Origin of the sequence: Lactococcus sp. LG1267 (assembly GCF_017309545.1) — a bacterium.
Lineage (GTDB): Bacteria > Bacillota > Bacilli > Lactobacillales > Streptococcaceae > Lactococcus > Lactococcus petauri.
Genome location: NZ_CP071295.1, coordinates 346989 through 365531 on the forward strand (window position 1 = coordinate 346989; position 18543 = coordinate 365531).

The following is an 18543-nucleotide window of genomic DNA, read 5'->3' on the forward strand; positions in this document are numbered from 1 at the left end:
TATTATTATTTTTTAAGATATTTGATAAATGCGTTATATGTTTCGATACTTTGGGGGTAAATTTTTACACGAAGTTCAGCCAGATAATCAATAAGTCGCATTGTCTCAAAGGCAACTGCCATATTCAGAGAGTAATCCGCGATAGCTCGCGCTTCAATAACACCCGGGAAATCACGTCCCTCTTCAATATAGTCCGCCACATAAAGTACTTTTGCTAAGTCAGACATCGCTGCATCCCCTACAGTGTGCACCTCGATTGCATGTAGAATTTCGGGATCTTTCAAACCTAAATCTTCTTGCATTTTATAGATGCCCACTGTACCATGCCATATGTTATTGCCCCAATTTTTCAAATCAGGATTCAAGTTATACTTTTCAATCAGTTCTAAAAAGATGTCATCTGCTGTTTCTTTTGCGTAATCATGCAACAGAGCAGCAAGACTTGCTTTATGCACATTTACATCATATTTTTCAGCAAGTGCAACTGCTGCTTTCTCTACTCCTAGGATATGTTGGAAACGTTTTTCAGACATTTGAGCTTTTATCTTCGCAAGTAGTTCTTCTCTTGACAAGTTTACTTCTGGATAAAAATCAAACATAAAGTCCCTCTTTCTTAATATAAGCAAGTACTTTGGGTGCTAACAAGAAATTTGGAACAAGCCCTCGGCTAAATTGTTCACGTATCATATTACCAGAGATATCCATTCCCGGTACATCCACCCACAAAATAGGATAACTTGTCCCCGCGCGGAAGCGTGGTCGACGTACGCCAACCAGCTGTACTAATTCTAAAAGTTGCTCAATATTTTTCCAACTTGGTAAACTATTGATTAAATCTCCCCCAATGATAAAGTAAAAATCTGTATCGGGATGTTCTTCCTTGAGGGCCTTTACTGTTTCATATATGCCTTCATCTGCTTGGCAGCGGCATTTGTTCAATACAAGACCTTCTTTTCCTTCCAGTGCTAGCTCTAACATGCGGGTAACATGCCCATCGGTATTATGTTCCGGAAGAAACACAACTTGTTCTAAATTCAGCTGCTGACGCACTTGATCAGCGATTGTTAAATGTGCGATGTGTACAGGATTGAAACTTCCCCAAAAAAGACCGATGGCACGGCGAACACGAGCATTTTCCTCTTGTAGATCCACCTTAGTAAAAGGTGTTAGAAGTTCAAGCGACATAACTTATACCTTTTTTACATCTTCTGAAATTTTACGATTTTCTTTACGATCACTAACCTTAAAGACTACTACATTACGTCCGATAATTTGGACAACGTTGAGCCCCATTTCATCAATCATCGCTGCAACATCTTTGGCAGTTTCATCAGAGTTTTGTAAGATGTTAACTTTAATTAATTCACGCGCATCTGCAGCGTGGCGAATACTTGTAAGAATTTCGTTCGACAGTCCAGATTTTCCGATTTGAACTATGGGGCGAATATTTACTGCGAGGCTTCGCAGGTAACGCTTTTGTTTTCCAGTTAATTCCATTTTAATTCTCTTTTCTAATAATTATCCAGCTTCCAGGTCATGCTGGGAGCAATGATCCCTTTAACTTTATAAGCTGTTTCACCTTCAACAACTTCGTTGACCATGGCTATTTTTTTCAGTTCAGGTAGTTTATAAGCCATTGCATAAGGCAAATCTAACTCAAAAGCAACAAAGAGCTCATGCAATTTTTCTAAAATTGCCGTACGCAACCACTGGACACCTTCGTCTGACTTAATCGAAAGCTGTACTGCTGGTGTCAAAGTAGGTACAAAATCCTTAGCAATATCCATCTTATTATAGACATTTAACACAGGAATACCTTGAATATCCATTTCTTCCATCAATTTTTGGACTGTTTTTTCATGAACTTCATGATGGGGATTACTCGCGTCAATGACATGGATGAGTAAGTCCACATGAGTCGACTCTTCTAAAGTCGACTTGAATGCTTTAATCAGCTCCGTTGGCAAATCTTGAATAAAACCAACTGTATCTGTAAGACTGACTGTAAAATCCTCTTTTATTTTTACCAACTTGGTTGTTGCATCTAGTGTAGCAAAAAGTTCATCTTTTTCATATTGCGTTTTTTCAGTCAAAGCATTCATTATGCTTGACTTCCCGGCATTCGTATAGCCAATCAATCCGATCTTAAAGATAGAGCTTTCTTTACGCTTTTTCCGAATCGTTTCACGGGTTTTTTCAACTTTTTGGAGCTGTTTATCTATATTTTCAATACGTGTTCGAATATAACGACGGTCTGTTTCAAGTTTGCTTTCACCAGGACCTTTGGAGCCGATACCTCCTCCTTGACGACTGAGCATGATACCTTGGCCGACCAAGCGTGGTAACAAATAGCTAAGCTGAGCTTGTTCGACTTGAAGCATCCCTTCATGAGACCGCGCCCGCAATGCAAAAATATCCAATATCAATTGCATCCGATCAATAACTTTGATTCCTAAAGCTTCTTCCAGATTAATATTTTGGCGAGGTGTCAGACGGTCATTGAAAATGACCGTGTCTATTTCTCCGACTTCAATTGCCCACCTCATTTGTTCAAGCTTGCCGGTTCCAATCAGAAATTTAGTATCGTATTTGTCCCGCTTTTGTGTAAAGGCATCAATCACAATCCCCCCTGCTGTTTTTGTGAGTTCAGCTAGTTCAAGCATCGAGCTTTCAAAATTTTCGCTATTTTCAAAGGTCTCTACGCCAACGAGTAAGACACGTTCTTGTTTTTCTTCTAGATTTATCATACTTATACCAATGCCTTACGCAGAACTACGTCTACACCTTCTGGTACCCATGCTGCCACAACGCCACGTTCCGCAACCCGAATCCATCCTAGACCAGAGAAGACAATATCTGATTTTTCTTTGATAGAAAATTCTTTACGGATGAGTTTTGGAAAGTCCGAAAGATTTTTCGCACGTGGCGGTTGAAGTAAACCACCCACATGTTTTTCATAAAATTCAGTAGCTCCTTCTAATTTTGTACGATGAATATCTAACTCATTATCACAAAAAACAGTAAGCCCTTGTTTTTCACCTTGTATATAGTCAAAACGTGCAAGCCCCCCTAAAAATAGAGTTTGCCCTGCATTAAGTTGATAAGTTTTAGGCTTGATTTCTTTTTTAGGTGAAACGAGTTTCAGGTCTTTTGCTTCAAGATAGTGCGCCATTTGTCCACGATGAATAATCCCCGGTGTATCAATAAGCAAGCTATCATCATCAAGAGGAATCTCAATCTTATCTAAAGTCGTCCCTGGAAAACGGCTAGTGGTAATGACATTGTCATCCCCTGTGACAAGTTTGATAATGGCATTAATTAATGTAGATTTACCTACATTCGTTACACCAACTACGTAAACATCACGACCTTTACGCATTTTCTCAATTTTTTCCATGAGTTCTCGAACATCATCTTGATTTTTAACTGAAGTTACAAGAACATCAAGAGGACGGAGACCAGCTTTCTTTGCTTGCTCCTTGAGCCAAGCGCTCATTTTACCAACTTTTAATGAGTGCGGCAGAATGTCTTTCTTATTGGCTACTAAGAGAAGGTCATTATTGCCCGTAAAACGATGCAAGCTTGGGATTAAGGAGCCATTAAAATCAAAGATGTCAACAACATTCACGATTAACGCATCATGCTCACCGATTTCGCTCAAAAGGCGCAAAAAATCATCGTCTGTCAAGCTGACATCAGCGATTTCATTATAGTGACGAAGGCGGAAGCAACGTTGACAGTACAGTGCGTCATCTTCTCCTCTTTTCGCTAGCGCTCCTGCAGGCAGGAAACCCAAGGCATTTTTATCTTTTGTTTGAATCAATGCACCGCAGCCAATGCAATGCAATTCTTCCATAATATTTTCAGTTTCATTCATAGGCCTATTATAACATATTTCATACAATAACCATTTGTCCTTTTATTCGAGACTTGAGCTTGTTAGGAAAGGACATTTTAAAATGATATAAAATAAAAAGACGTAAGTTTCCTTACGTCTTTTTATTAACGATAATCTGGTTTTTCTTTGTGATTATTGTATACATTTGCAATACGTTCTGCTGCTCCTGGTTCAACCATTTCTAGAGCGTTTGAAATTTCGTTAAAAGCTCCATCATAGTTGCGCGCACGATCAAAGAGTTGTAAGCTTCGAGCAATGGCTCCAGCAATACGTTCATCACTTGCTTTATAACGATTAGCATATTGCATCAACTGTTCTGCAAGAACGGCATGATCTACTAAATCATCTGTTGCATCTTTCAAGGCTTCCATATCTTGAGTAGATGTGTCAAGTTGATGGTTCACTACATCAATATTAATACGTACTTTACCTAATTCTTTAAAGAGGGCTTCTAAGCGCTCACTTGTCGCAAAGAAGAGATCTAAATAATCTTTCGGTAAACCTGGAAGGTTACGTTTTTCCACATAACGCTTGATAATGCGTAATTCTGAGTCAAAGCGATCAGCAGCTTCTTGTGCAACTTTTTCTTGCTCACGTAAGTTAGCAAGTCCTTCACTAATACTAATTTGATTCTTTTCGATATCTTCCAAAGCTTCAATGATTGAATTTACATTTCCACCTAAAGCAGAGTAAGGTTTTTGTTTTTCTTTAACTGCTTCAAGCACACTATCAACTTCCCCTTCGAGGATATCAAGATGTTCAGAGTAGCTACGTACTGCTGCTTTTTCATTGTCAGACAGCAAATATGACTGCATCGTGTGGTCGATTTCTAACAAGAGATTTTTGTTGTTTGCACGTGTGTGTTCGATATAGCTTCGGAGAATATTGACGCGTTTTTCTACGCTACGACGTGCTTTATATTCACGCTCAAAAATGTCATAAATACCGTTAATACGGTCATTAATTGAAGAAATACGGGCTTCCGTTGCTTCAAGTTCAAAACTGTCAAGAAGGGCTTTAGCTTCTTCCAAATCATCTTGGATAGCTTTCATTTCATTCTCAAGGTTAACACTTGCAGGAAGTACGTAATCTTCCTCTTCGAACTTATGAACTGTTTCTTCTAACTCTTCAATTTGTTTTGGCAACTCTTTATCGACAACAACAAGCAAGTCTGGGATTTGCTCTGTAATTGCACGCAGAGCAATCGTATGTTCTTCCGCAGTTTCTAACACTTCGGCTGCTTCAATCGGATCCCCTGTTGAGTTAAGCGTAACAAACTGTGAAAATTCTGTTTCTATGTTTGCTAAGTGACGGTTAATTTCGTCAATAACTGTACCATATTTTTCTTGGTTATCAGTAATTTCATCGCGGAGTGTTTCATAAAGGTCAAGAGATTCTTGAATTTTTGTCGAATTACGTTTTTCTTGTTCGACCAACTCTGCAACACCTGCACGAATCGCTTCGACTTCAGATTCCATAACTTCGATTTGTGCTTCGCTATCATCAGCAGACTCACGTGCACGGAAAAAATGGAAGGAGTCATTCAATTGCTCAGCTTCAAAAATATGGTTTTCTAAATCAGCAAATGAATCTGATGACAAATCAATCCATTTTTGGTTCCACTCACGGAAAATGGTCTGTGACTGTCCAACGAGATGCATCTTCTTGACGGCATCTAATTCTTCTTGCACAGGTAAATCAAAAAGCAGCTCTTTGCGCTCTTCCAACTCAAGAATACGATTTTCTGTTTTCTTACGCATTACCATTGAAAATACATAGAATCCAACGACAATCACTATGAGAACGCCCAAAAGAATAATTATTGTACTTGACATCTTCTCTCCAAAACTTTAGGTAATTTTATCTTTTTATTTAAACTTATTTTTAAATACAAAGTTTCACTCTTTATTATAGCACATTATATTTGATTTTACATCACTTTTCTACATTTTTTAGATTACACACACTATAAGTTTAAAACCATGAAAAAGAAGCGCTTCACACAAATAGTCATAAAAAAAACAGCTCTAATGAACTGTTTTTTTATAATTAAGCAAGACCTGCTGCTTCAGCAACTTCAGCCGCGAAGTTATTTTCTGCTTTCTCGATACCTTCACCCACTTCGTAACGTGTGAATGCTACAACTTTAGCACCTTTAGACTCAAGGAAAGCTTCTACTGTTTTGCTGTCATCCATAACATAAAGTTGTCCAAGAAGTGTGTAGGCTTGGTCGACTTTAGTGTTATCAATGATGAATTTTGCAACTTTACCAGGGATGATTTTACCCAAGATCGCTTCTGGTTTACCTTCAGCCAAAAGTTCTTCTTTCATTTCTGCTTCAGCATTTGCAAGAACTTCTTCAGTCAATTGGCTACGTGATCCGTAGGCAAGATGTGGAAGCATTGGTTTGTTTACCAATTTGCGGCTTTCGTTATCTTCATCGATTGTGTGGTTTAATTTAGCTAACTCATCATGAACAAACTCAGCATCCAACTCTTTGTAAGAGAGAACAGTTGGGTTCATCGCAGCGATATGCATTGCAACTGCTTTAGCCAGCTCAGCATCTCCACCTTCAACAACTGTAACTACACCGATACGACCTTGGTTGTGTTGGTAAACACCAAAGGTTTGCTCATCTGTTTTTTCGATAAGTTGGAAACGACGGAATGAAATTTTTTCACCAATTGTCGCTGTAGCTTGTGTGTAAGAATCTTCAAGGCTGATACCTTCTGCAGTTGTCAAAGCCAAAGCTTCTTCATTAGTTGCAGGTTTTTTCTCTGCAATAAGTTCAGCTGTTTCTTTAACGATAGCAACGAATTGTTCATTTTTAGCAACGAAGTCTGTTTCTGAGTTCAATTCGATAAGTGCTGCAGTATTACCATTTACAGCGATACCTGTCAAACCTTCAGCGGCGATACGGTCAGCTTTTTTCTCAGCTTTCGCAATACCTTTTTCACGAAGGAGCTCAGCGGCTGCTTCCATATTTCCATCAGTTTCAACAAGTGCACGTTTAGCATCCATGATACCTGCACCAGTTTTTTCACGCAATTCTTTTACTTGAGCTGCTGTTACTGCCATTGTATAATTCTCCTATTATTATATTTTATAAAAAAACAGGGAGGCGTAGGGCCTCGCCTGTATTATTCATTACAAATTATTTGCCTTCAACGATTTCAGCAAGTTCTTCAAGTGATTCTTCTGAAGCAGCAGTATCTTTAACCGCAAGTTCAGCTTCTACTGAATCTTCGCCTTGACGACCTTCGATGATAGCGTCAGCCATTTTAGCAGTGATCAATTTAACTGCACGGATAGCATCATCGTTTGCTGGGATAATAACGTCGATTGGATCTGGGTCAGCATTTGTATCAACCATTGCTACAACTGGGATTCCCAATTTTTGAGCTTCTTGGATAGCGATTTGTTCATTGTGTGGGTCAACAACGTACATCACATCTGGGATGCGAGGCATGTCAGCGATACCACCGATGAATTTTTCAAGACGTTCGCGTTCTTTGTTCAAAAGAACAACTTCTTTCTTAGGCAATACTTCGAAAGTTCCGTCTTCTTCCATTTTGTTGATTGATTTAAGGCGTGCTACACGTTTTTGGATAGTATTCCAGTTAGTGAGCATACCACCAAGCCAACGGTGGTTTACATAGTATTGACCAGCACGAAGTGCTTCTTCTTTAACAGCTTCTGAAGCTTGTTTTTTAGTACCAACAAAAAGTACTACAGCACCTTCAGATGAAGCGTTACGTACATAGTTGTAAGCATCGTCAACAAGTTTAACTGTTTTTTGAAGGTCGATAACGTGGATACCATTACGTTCTGTGAAGATGTATGGTTTCATTTTTGGGTTCCAACGACGAGTTTGGTGACCGAAGTGAACACCAGCTTCAAGAAGTTGTTTCATTGAAATAACTGACATATTAATGTCTCCTTTTAAAATAGTTTTTCCTCTTTTAACTGTCAGCCAATGCCGCTACACAAGTGCACTACGACACTGTCAAGTCAAAATGTGAAATTATTGCCCATAGACAACAGTACTATTATACACTAAACACTCCCTTATTGCAAGAGCTTGTTGTGTCATTTTGTTGGCTGTCCTGTCTTCGCAAATTCCAAGAGATTTAGTTTCCTGAAAACGCTCATTTATGATAAAATAATTATACGAATATTAAATGTTAAAGGAGCCAAGATATGCGTGAAAAAATTCTAGTTGGCGGTTACACTAAGCGTGAATCAAAGGGGATTTATAGTTTTGACCTAGATATTGCAAAGGAAGAACTTTCTAATCTAACTGAAGTTGCTCATGTTCAAAATGCTACTTATTTTGCTTTGGACAAAACAAAACAGCACCTTTACACTTGTGCTGCAGATGAAAATGGTGGCGGTATTGCTGCTCTCAGCTATAAAAGAGGTAAAACAGAGCTTCTCAACTATGTTACTAGTGTTGGCGCACCTCTGTGCTATGTAGCCGTTGATAATAAACGTGGTTTTGTTTACGGTGCCAATTATCACTTAGGGGAAATCCGTGTCTACAAAATTCAAAAAGATGGGTCGCTTACCTTAACAGACACTGTAAAACATGAAGGCGAGGGATCAAAAGTACACCCTGGCCAAGAACGCCCTCACGTGCATTACACAGATCTTACACCTGACGGACGATTAGTCACTTGTGATTTGGGTACAGATGAGATTACAGTTTACGATGTTGTTGGTGAAGAAGGCAAGCTCTCTCTTGTAAGCCTATATCGTATGCCTGCAGGTACTGGAGTACGTCATCTTACTTTCCATCCCAATGGTAAGATTGCTTATGCTATTGGTGAGTTTTCTTCTACTGTAACTGTTCTCAGCTATAATGAAGAAAAAGGACGCTTTGCTGCACTGGAAACAATCAGTACTCTTCCAGTAGATTTTGAAGGCACAAAGAGCGCATCTGCTCTCCGCCTTTCTTCCGATGGTGCATTTCTTTATGCTTCAAATCGTGGACATAATTCTATCGCCATCTACAGTGTTAGCCCCTTAGGGACAAAGATAACTTTAGAAGATATTGTAAAAACTGAAGGGGAAACGCCCCGCGATTTCAATTTCAACAGTACAGAAGATTTTATTATCGTAGCACATCAAGATAGCGATAATATTAGTCTTTTCCGCCGTAATAGGAAAACAGGAATGCTCACACTTAAGCAAAAAGATTTTTATAGCCCAGAGGGCACATGTATTTTACCAACACTCTAATGAAAACCGCCCTTAAGGCGGTTTTTTTATCATTAAAATGCAGATAGTATTTTATCAAAAAAAGTTTGTGTGGTTTTACACAATATTATTTGACAGCACTTTCAAAGTTTGTTAAAATAATAACGTGATAAATTTCACAAAGGAGAAATTTAAATATGTCAAGCAAGAATACCAAAAAAGAACTAACAACCGCTGATAAAGCTGTACTTGCGGAAAAAGCAGAGCAATATACAGACGGTCTTGTCAAAAAAGCACATCAAGCCGCTTTACAATTTGAAGGCTACACACAAGTGCAAGTAGATAAAATTGTCGCAGCAATGGCCTTAGCGGCAAGCGAACATTCCCTTGAACTTGCGCACGAGGCTCATAATGAAACAGGGCGAGGAATCGTTGAGGATAAGGATACTAAAAACCGCTTTGCTTCAGAATCTGTTTATAATTCAATTAAAAATGATAAAACAGTAGGAGTAATCAGCGAGAACAAAGTTGCTGGCTCAGTAGAAATTGCAGCCCCTTTGGGTGTGCTTGCAGGAATTGTACCAACAACCAACCCTACTTCTACAACAATTTTCAAATCACTTTTAACAGCAAAAACACGAAATGCTATCGTATTCGCCTTTCATCCTCAAGCCCAAAATTGTTCCTCTCATGCCGCACGTATTGTCTACGAAGCTGCCCTAAAAGCTGGGGCACCTGAGAACTTTATCCAATGGGTCGAAGATCCAAGTCTTTACAACACTACTGCACTTATCCAAAACCACGGTATTGCTTCTATTCTAGCTACAGGTGGACCCGGAATGGTTAATGCAGCACTCAAGTCAGGCAACCCTTCACTAGGAGTGGGAGCAGGTAATGGTGCCGTCTTCGTTGATGCTACTGCAAATGTGGATCGTGCAGTTGAAGACCTGCTACTTTCTAAACGTTTTGATAACGGCATGATTTGCGCTACCGAAAACTCTGCTGTAGTTGCTGCAGAAATTTACGATGAATTCCTCGAAAAACTTCAAGCTCACGGTGCTTACAATGTTCCAAAGGAAGATTATTCAGCCATCGAAAAATTTGTTTTTGTTGAGCGTGCGGGTGAGGGCTTCGGAGTAACTGGTCCAGTTGCCGGCCGTCCTGGCCCATGGATTGCTGAACAAGCAGGCGTAAAAGTACCTGAAGGAAAAGATGTTCTTCTCTTTGAATTGGAAGAAAAAAACATTGGTGAAGCTCTCTCTTCTGAAAAGCTTAGCCCGCTTTTGTCAATTTACAAATCTACCTCACGCGAAAATGGTACCGCCATCGTTCAAAAACTTTTGGCTTATCAAGGCGCTGGGCATAATGCGGCTATCCAGATAGGTGCACAAGACGATCCTTTTGTGAAAGAATATGCTGATGCTATTGGTGCTGCACGTATCTTAGTTAACCAACCAGATTCTATTGGAGGCGTTGGTGATATCTATACTGATGCAATGCGTCCATCGCTGACTTTAGGAACTGGTTCATGGGGGAAAAATTCAATCTCACACAATTTGAGTACATATGATCTATTGAATATCAAAACAGTGGCACGTCGTCGTAATCGCCCACAATGGGTTCGTCTGCCAAAAGAAATTTACTACGAAAACAACTCTATTTCTTACCTACAAGAAATGCCTAATATCGAGCGTGCTTTTGTCGTCACAGACCACGGCATGTTGCAATTTGGCTTTGTCGACCACATGCTTGAGCAATTGGCCGTTCGTGAAACACAAGTTCAAACTTCAATATATGGTTCTGTAAAACCTGACCCAACACTTTCACAAGCGATTGAAATTGCTCGACAAATGGCTGATTTTAAACCTGACACAGTTATCGCACTCGGCGGTGGTTCTCCACTTGATGCAGCAAAAATTGGCCGCTTGATTTATGAATACTCTGTTCGTGGAGAGGTTGACCTCAATGATGACGTTGCACTAAAAGCTCTATTTGAGCAGTTGGCGCAAAAATTCATCGATATTCGTAAACGTATCGTCAAATTCCCGCATCAAGATCAAACGCAATTGGTATGTATTCCGACCACTTCTGGTACAGGTTCTGAAGTAACGCCCTTTGCTGTTATCACCGATGATGAAACCCATGTTAAATATCCTTTAGCTGATTATCAACTTACACCTCAAGTAGCTATTGTTGACCCTGAATTTGTTATGACCGTGCCAAAACGTACTGTGGCTTGGTCAGGTATTGATGCCCTCAGTCACGCGCTTGAATCCTATGTTTCAGTCATGGCTTCGGATTATACTAAACCATTATCACTTCGTGCCATTAAGTTAATCTTTGATAATTTGACAACCTCATATCACTACGACCCATCAAAGCCTTCTAAAGAAGGACAAGTCGCACGCGCCAATATGCACAATGCAGCAACCTTAGCTGGTATGGCCTTTGCCAATGCATTTCTCGGTATTAATCACTCCCTAGCCCACAAAGTGGGTGGTGAGTTTGAATTACCACATGGTTTAGCTATCGCTATCGCTATGCCTCACGTCATTAAATTTAACGCTGTAACAGGAAACGTTAAACGTACACCATACCCACGTTATGAGATTTACCGTGCCCAAGAAGATTACGCTGAAATTGCGCGTTATATTGGTCTTACAGGTAAAGATGATGCGGAACTCGTAGACAAACTTATTAAGGAAATTAAAAAATTGACGGACAGCATCGATATCGATGTCACTCTATCAGGAAATGGTGTTGATAAAAACCACTTGGAGCGTGAACTCGATAAGCTTGCAAACCTTGTTTATGATGATCAATGCACACCTGGAAATCCACGCCAGCCAAGTATTTCAGAGCTTAAAACACTCTTACAAGATCAATATTAAGCATAAAAAAAGCTGTAAATTACAGCTTTTTTTATTTTTCGAGATAATCTAGCGCATCTTGAATCGTCTTTACAGGTACAATTTTCATATCTGTATTCAACTTTTTAGCTGCCGCAAGCGCATCTGTGTAGTTATTTGTTGTACCAGAAGCCTTTGTCTGTTCTTCCGTTTCATCTGGGCAAAGGAAAATTTTTGCGCCCGCATTACTTGCTGTAGCAACTTTTTTATCAACGCCACCTATTTGCCCGATGCTGCCATCCTCATTGATCGTTCCAGTACCTGCAATTTCGCGTCCTTGACGTAAATCTTTGCCTGTGATTTGGCTATATATTTCCAAGGTAAACATCATACCAGCACTTGGCCCGCCAATACTTCCAGCATCGATTTTAACTTTAGGGTCTGTCACAACCTGGGTATGATCTACTAAACCAATACCAATCCCTGTTTTACCATTACTCAACTTAATGTACTTACCTGTGGCTTCATGATTACTGCCATCCACACGTGTATATTTGATGGTAACGCTATCCCCAACTTTTTGTTGCGATACATAATCAATCATCTCAGTTGAAGATTTGAAAGTATGTCCATTAACTGCCGTTATCGTATCTGAAAGTTGTAAGTCATTTTTAAAGGTTGAATCCTCAGTGATGCTCAAAACATAAACACCTTGATACTTCATCTCATAAGGTTTCCCTGCCAACTTAAAGGCCTGATAAATAGCCGTGTTTTGCGCTGTCTGCATATAAAACTGGTTGACCAAGTCAAATTGCTGATTGGTCATTCCACCCGTCATCTCTTCACTACTCACAACAGTGGCAAAAGAGTTCGACTTGGAATAAAGCATACTTGCTGCATTGGCGCGAACCATTTCAACTGTCGTTAAATAAAAGTTGCCTTTATGTTCGTCTTTTTTCCCTGCAACATCAACCATTTGGTTAACTGGAATGGTTCCTCCTGGCTGCTCGATATAGTAAGGTAAGGGGAAGAATAAACCCACTACAATAAGAAGCGGTAGCGCGATGGCAAAGAATAGCTTTAGTTTTTTATGCTTTTTTATTTTTTCATTTTTCATGTGCTTTTTTCTCATTCAATGTTTCAATAACATTTGCAGGTAACCATCGACTTAGGTCTTGACCAAAATGATAAAGTTCACGCATTCGGGTAGAACTAATATTTTCGAGTTCTGGTTTTGCAGTCAGTAAGATGGTTTCGATCCCTGTCATTTCACGGTTAAAGTAAATCATATTTTTCTCATAGTCTAAATCAGCCGCATTGCGAACGGACCGAACAAGCGCTGTTACCTCAAGTTTCTCCGCAATATTTACTGTCAGATCACTCGCATGTGCAATGACTGACACATTGGTTAATTGTAAATCTGCTAAGGCTGTTTCGATTAGAGCTACACGTTCTTCTAGACTGAACAAAGGATTTTTAGCTTCATTTTTAAAAATACCGATATAAAGCTTATCAAAAAGCTTACTGGCACGTTCAATGATATCAAGATGGCCTTTTGTGACCGGGTCAAAAGTGCCCGTAAATAAACCGATTTTATCTTTCATAGATGGTTACCTTTGAAATTCCATATACTTTTTCTTTACTTAACGACAAGTGACCGATATTTTCCGGAAGCGTGACCTCCTTATCCGTCTCACAAACCACGACAGCATCATCTGCCAACAAGTTTTTTTTCTGCATTTCTTCTAGGTTAGCAACAATACTTTCTTTCGCATAAGGTGGGTCTAATAAAACTAAGTTGAACTGTCCAGAAAGATTAGCCAAAGCACGTTCTGCTGGAATTTTAAGAAGTTGAAACTTTTTCTCTTCCTTGGTCATCTTAATATTTTCTGCAATCACCAGCTGTGCTGAACGGTCTTTTTCAACCATTACAGCATTGTCCATCCCACGTGATACAGCTTCTATAGCAAGCGAACCCGAACCTGAGAATAAATCCAGAACTCGTCCACCTTCAAAATATGGACCAATCATATTAAAAATTGCTCCTTTAACTTTGTCTGTCGTTGGACGTGTTGTTTTTCCTGCCAATGTTTTCAGTGGTCTACCACCATAATTTCCTGCTACAACTCTCATTGTTCTATTATAGCACACTGTGTCTTCTTCGCCCACAAGCATCAAAAAAACCACAGTTCAATGATGTACTGTGGTTTTTGTTTTTATCTCATTTTTGATTAAAGACGTGCGTTCAATTCAGCACTCAATTCTTCAAATCCTGGTTTGCCAAGAAGTGCAAACATGTTACGTTTGTAAGCTTCAACACCTGGTTGGTCAAATGGATTGATACCATTCAAGTAGCCTGAGATCGCAATTGCAAGCTCAAAGAAGTAGATAGTGTAACCTAAAGTGAATTCATCTTGCTCAGGCAAAGTAACGATCATATTTGGAACGTCACCATCTGTGTGTGCAAGGAGAACACCGTCAGCTGCTTTTTTGTTGACAAAGTCAACATCTTTACCTTGCAAGTAGCCAAGACCATCAAGATCTGCTTCAAGTTCAGGAATGTTAATGTTCTTACGTGGTTTTTCAACACGAATAGCTGTTTCAAATACAGAACGTGTACCTTCTTGGATAAATTGACCCAATGAGTGTAAGTCTGTTGAGAAGTTTGCTGATGTTGGATAAATACCTTTTTGATCTTTGCCTTCAGATTCACCTGCCAACTGTTTCCACCATTCTGAGAAGTATTGCAATGATGGCTCATAGTTAATCAAGATTTCTGAAAGTTTACCTTTGCGGTAAAGGATATTACGAAGCGCTGCATAAGCATAAGCATCATTTTCACGTACGTCTGTGGCTGTATATTCTTTGCGCGCTGCGTTAGCACCTTCCATAAGAGCTGTAATATCAGCACCTGATGCTGCGATAGGCAAGAGACCAACAGCTGTCAAAACTGAAAAACGTCCGCCAACTGAATCCGGCACAACAAAAGTATCCCAGTTGTTTGCATCAGCATTAACTTTAACGGCACCTTTTTCTTTATCTGTTGTTGCATAGATACGTTTATTTGCTTCTTCACGGCCATATTTTTTAACCAAAAGTTCTTCAAAGACACGGAAAGCAATTGCTGGTTCAGTTGTTGTTCCTGATTTAGAGATAACATTAACAGAGAAATCTTTATCTGCCACATATTCTACCAAGTCTGAAAGATAGCTTGAAGAAATTGAATTTCCTGCATAAAGAATTTGTGGTGCTTTACGTTCTTCTTTTGATTGAAGATTAACAAAGCTGTTGTTCAAGAAGTCAATTGCAGCGCGGGCACCAAGGTATGAACCACCGATACCGATAACAATAAGAACTTCTGAGTCAGATTGAATTTTGCTTGCTGCTTTTTGAATGCGTGCAAATTCTTCTTTATCATAGTCTTCTGGAAGATCTAACCAACCGATGAAGTCAGAACCAGCACCGGTTCCTTCACGAAGAAGTTTATCTGCGCCATCAACTTGCCATTGAATTTCGTCAAGTTCTTTATCAGCTACAAATGGTTTCAATTTAGAATAGTCAAATTTAATATGTGCCATCTTATATCTCTCCTTAGAGTTTTTTTCTTTGTTTATTTTATCACTTTTCCATAGGTTTAACAAGAAATGAAAATTTAAGATATTGTAAACCTATCTATACCAAAAAGAAAAAGTTCCCACAATTAGGAACTTTTCCACGTCTCATAAACTATTTTTGTAACTCTTCAATACGGGCTTGTGTGCTTTCAAACTTCTCTTGATAGTCTGCTAATTTAGCACGTTCTTTATCTACAACTTCTGCTTTGGCATTTGCCACAAATTTTTCATTAGAAAGCTTACGGTTAACCATATCGAGTTCTTTCTGCCATTTGTCTAGTTCTTTATTGAGACGAGCAATTTCTTCCTCGATATTAATCAAGCCTGCTAATGGAAGGTAGATTTCCGCACCAGTAACAACTGCTGACATGGCTTGTTCTGGTGCTGCCACATCCGCTGCAATAGTTAACTCGCTTGGATTAGTGAAACGTCTGATATAAGGCGCCACCTTGTTCAGGAAGGCTTCTTTGTCTGATTTGATCATCATTGGCACGGCTTTTGATAAAGGCGTATTCACTTCCGCACGAATATTACGTACAGCTGTAATAATTTCAATAAGCATTGCAACACCATCTCCAGCTTCTGCATCATCAAATTCTGGACGTACTTCTGGATATTCAGTCACCACAATAGATTTGCCTTCAGCTGTCGGAAGTTTTTCGAAGATTTCTTCTGTGAAGAAAGGCATGATTGGGTGTAGCAGACGAAGCACTTGATCAAGGACATGCACAAGTACTGAACGTGTGACGTCTTTTTCTGCTTCATCATCGCCAAACATTACTTCTTTAGTCAACTCAAGATACCAGTTGGCAAACTCATCCCAAATGAAATTATACAGAATATGACCTGCAACACCAAACTCAAATTTATCCATTTGTTCCGTAACACGCGCAATTGTATCGTTCAAACGTGTGAGAATCCAGCGATCGGTAACATTACCTGCTGTTTTCGCTGCCACTTGGTCAAGATGAGTAGAAATTTCTTCTGCTGTGATATCTCCTGCATTCATCAGGATATAGCGTGAAACATTCCATATCTTATTGATGAAATTCCAAGCTGCATCCATTTTGTCGTAGCTGAAACGCACATCTTGTCCAGGAGCTGAACCATTGGACAAGAACCAACGCAAAGCATCGGCACCATATTTTTCAATCACATCCATTGGGTCAATACCATTCCCCAAAGATTTGGACATCTTGCGTCCCTCTTCATCACGAATCAAACCGTGGATAAGTACATTATTAAATGGTGCTTTTCCTGTAAACTCAAGTGATTGGAAAATCATACGCGAAACCCAGAAGAAGATGATGTCATAGCCCGTAACCAAGGTCGATGTAGGGAAGTAACGTTGGAAGTCTTCTGCCTTTTCATCCGGCCAGCCCATAGTTGAGAAAGGCCATAAGGCTGAAGAGAACCATGTATCAAGTACGTCTTCATCTTGAACCCAACCTTCACCTTCTGGGGCTTCCTCGCCAACATACATTTCGCCAGCTTCGTTGTACCATGCAGGAATTTGATGTCCCCACCAAAGTTGGCGTGAAATAACCCAGTCGTGTACATTTTCCATCCATTGGAGGAAAGTGTCGTTAAAACGTGGAGGATAAAACTCAACCGCATCTTCTGTTTTTTGATTTGCGATTGCATTTTTAGCTAGTTCTTCCATCTTAACGAACCATTGTGTCGATAAGCGAGGCTCAACCATCACGCCTGTACGTTCTGAGTGCCCAACGGAGTGCATCATTTTCTCAACTTTAACTAAGTTGCCGAGCTCATCTAATTTTTTAATGATAGCTTCGCGGGCCTCAAAACGATCCATACCATTAAATTCGCCTGTGAGTTCGTTCATTGTACCGTCAGCATTCATTACATTAACTTGTGGCAAGTTATGACGTTGACCAACCAAGAAGTCGTTAGGATCATGGGCAGGGGTAATTTTAACTACACCTGTCCCTTTTTCCATATCTGCGTGTTCGTCACCAACAATAGGAATTTCTTTGTTAATGATAGGGAGAATAACACTTTGACCAATGTATTTGGCATAACGTTCATCTGCTGGGTTAACAGCAACAGCAGTGTCTCCAAAGAAAGTTTCTGGACGCGTTGTCGCTACTTCAAGTGCACCTGAACCATCCGCCAAAGGATAAGTTATGTGATAGAAGGCACCTTCGACATCCTTATGGATAACTTCAATATCAGAGAGCGCAGTCATGGCCTTTGGATCCCAGTTAATGATAAACTCACCACGGTAAATCCAGCCCTTTTTGTAAAGTTGAACAAAAACTTTGCGGACTGCAGCAGACAAACCTTCGTCTAGAGTAAAACGTTCACGGTTATAATCAACAGAGATACCCATTTTACCCCATTGTTCTTTGATGGTTGAGGCATATTCGTCTTTCCATTCCCAAACCTTGTCTAAGAATTTCTCACGGCCTAAATCATAACGGGAAATACCATCTTCAGCTAAACGCGCTTCCACTTTGGCTTGCGTTGCAATTCCTGCATGGTCCATACCTGGCAACCAGAGGGTATCGAAACCTTGCATACGTTTTTGACGGATGATAATATCTTGCAAGGTTGTATCCCAAGCATGTCCTAAATGGAGCTTCCCTGTTACGTTTGGTGGTGGGATAACGATACTATAGGGTTTTGCTTTTTTGTCACCTGAAGGGGCAAAAACACCTTGTTCGAGCCATTTTTCATAGCGCCCTGCTTCGACTTCAGCAGGATTAAATTTTGTTGATAATTCTTCTGTCATTTATTTTTCCTTTCGGTATGAAAACAGTTAATAATGTCGAGGGAGAAGTTCAAGAGTATGTCAATAAAAAAATACCGCACCTAAACATCCAAAATAGGACGCTCACGCGCGGTACCACCTAAATTCCTGCCTTTTTTAAAGCAGACACTTAATTTTATTTAACTGACCACAATGCAACCTTCACAAGCTTCATCTGAAATCTCACAGCGACCGATTTCTCTCTCAAAG

General features: G+C 39.7%; 15 protein-coding genes and 1 other annotated feature (1 of these 16 cut by a window edge). Of the genes, 2 read left to right on the forward strand and 13 right to left on the reverse strand.

The annotated features are described in order from the left end of the window. Positions 1-5: 5 nt before the first annotated feature. The 8 genes from yqeK to rpsB form a co-directional block, all read right to left on the reverse strand. Positions 6-599: a bis(5'-nucleosyl)-tetraphosphatase (symmetrical) YqeK gene (gene yqeK, locus J0J33_RS01725; protein WP_019335775.1), complete on the reverse strand. Its 594-nt coding sequence runs from the start codon at positions 597-599 to the stop codon at positions 6-8. Continuing rightward, positions 592-1185 carry a nicotinate-nicotinamide nucleotide adenylyltransferase gene (locus tag J0J33_RS01730; RefSeq protein ID WP_003133170.1) on the reverse strand — a complete coding sequence of 198 codons (594 nt, stop codon included), beginning with the start codon at positions 1183-1185 and terminating at the stop codon, positions 592-594. The genes yqeK and J0J33_RS01730 overlap by 8 nt, the downstream gene beginning before the upstream one ends. Before the next feature lie 3 nt (positions 1186-1188). Next, positions 1189-1497: a ribosome assembly RNA-binding protein YhbY gene (yhbY, locus tag J0J33_RS01735; protein WP_017369498.1), complete on the reverse strand. Its 309-nt coding sequence runs from the start codon at positions 1495-1497 to the stop codon at positions 1189-1191. 14 nt (positions 1498-1511) lie between these two features. After that, positions 1512-2747, reverse strand: a complete 1236-nt coding sequence (gene hflX / locus J0J33_RS01740) for a GTPase HflX (RefSeq protein WP_173817226.1) — start codon at positions 2745-2747, stop codon at positions 1512-1514. A 2-nt stretch (positions 2748-2749) separates the two neighbouring features. Further along, the gene (gene yqeH, locus J0J33_RS01745; RefSeq protein WP_173817240.1) at positions 2750-3856 is read right to left on the reverse strand and encodes a ribosome biogenesis GTPase YqeH; all 1107 of its coding nucleotides are present in this window, start codon (positions 3854-3856) and stop codon (positions 2750-2752) included. Positions 3857-4002: 146 nt separating this feature from the next. After that, on the reverse strand, positions 4003-5733 hold the full coding sequence (gene ezrA / locus J0J33_RS01750; RefSeq protein WP_017369501.1) for a septation ring formation regulator EzrA: 1731 nt from the start codon (positions 5731-5733) through the stop codon (positions 4003-4005). A 214-nt stretch (positions 5734-5947) separates the two neighbouring features. Further along, entirely contained in the window at positions 5948-6976 is a 1029-nt protein-coding gene (gene tsf, locus J0J33_RS01755; protein WP_165717201.1) for a translation elongation factor Ts, read from the reverse strand. 76 nt (positions 6977-7052) lie between these two features. Further along, on the reverse strand, positions 7053-7826 hold the full coding sequence (gene rpsB / locus J0J33_RS01760; RefSeq protein WP_003133158.1) for a 30S ribosomal protein S2: 774 nt from the start codon (positions 7824-7826) through the stop codon (positions 7053-7055). 272 nt (positions 7827-8098) lie between these two features. On the opposite strand from rpsB, the gene J0J33_RS01765 reads away from it, so the two are divergent. Further along, the gene (locus J0J33_RS01765; RefSeq protein WP_019291938.1) at positions 8099-9139 is read left to right on the forward strand and encodes a lactonase family protein; all 1041 of its coding nucleotides are present in this window, start codon (positions 8099-8101) and stop codon (positions 9137-9139) included. Between the two features lie 155 nt (positions 9140-9294). Next, entirely contained in the window at positions 9295-11988 is a 2694-nt protein-coding gene (adhE, locus tag J0J33_RS01770; protein ID WP_019335773.1) for a bifunctional acetaldehyde-CoA/alcohol dehydrogenase, read from the forward strand. A gap of 31 nt (positions 11989-12019) precedes the next feature. On the opposite strand, the gene J0J33_RS01775 is transcribed toward adhE, so the two are convergent. From J0J33_RS01775 to J0J33_RS01795, 5 genes are all read right to left on the reverse strand, one after another. After that, positions 12020-13063, reverse strand: a complete 1044-nt coding sequence (locus J0J33_RS01775; protein WP_019293303.1) for a SepM family pheromone-processing serine protease — start codon at positions 13061-13063, stop codon at positions 12020-12022. Next, positions 13053-13550 carry a pantetheine-phosphate adenylyltransferase gene (gene coaD / locus J0J33_RS01780; protein WP_019291941.1) on the reverse strand — a complete coding sequence of 166 codons (498 nt, stop codon included), beginning with the start codon at positions 13548-13550 and terminating at the stop codon, positions 13053-13055. The genes J0J33_RS01775 and coaD overlap by 11 nt, the downstream gene beginning before the upstream one ends. Then, entirely contained in the window at positions 13540-14079 is a 540-nt protein-coding gene (gene rsmD, locus J0J33_RS01785; RefSeq protein ID WP_061414970.1) for a 16S rRNA (guanine(966)-N(2))-methyltransferase RsmD, read from the reverse strand. The genes coaD and rsmD overlap by 11 nt, the downstream gene beginning before the upstream one ends. A 98-nt stretch (positions 14080-14177) precedes the next feature. Next, entirely contained in the window at positions 14178-15524 is a 1347-nt protein-coding gene (locus J0J33_RS01790; RefSeq protein ID WP_003133148.1) for a glucose-6-phosphate isomerase, read from the reverse strand. 148 nt (positions 15525-15672) lie between these two features. Continuing rightward, positions 15673-18315: a valine--tRNA ligase gene (locus J0J33_RS01795; protein WP_173817227.1), complete on the reverse strand. Its 2643-nt coding sequence runs from the start codon at positions 18313-18315 to the stop codon at positions 15673-15675. A gap of 91 nt (positions 18316-18406) precedes the next feature. Further along, positions 18407-18543 (reverse strand) — a binding site (T-box leader) (it continues 34 nt past the right edge of the window).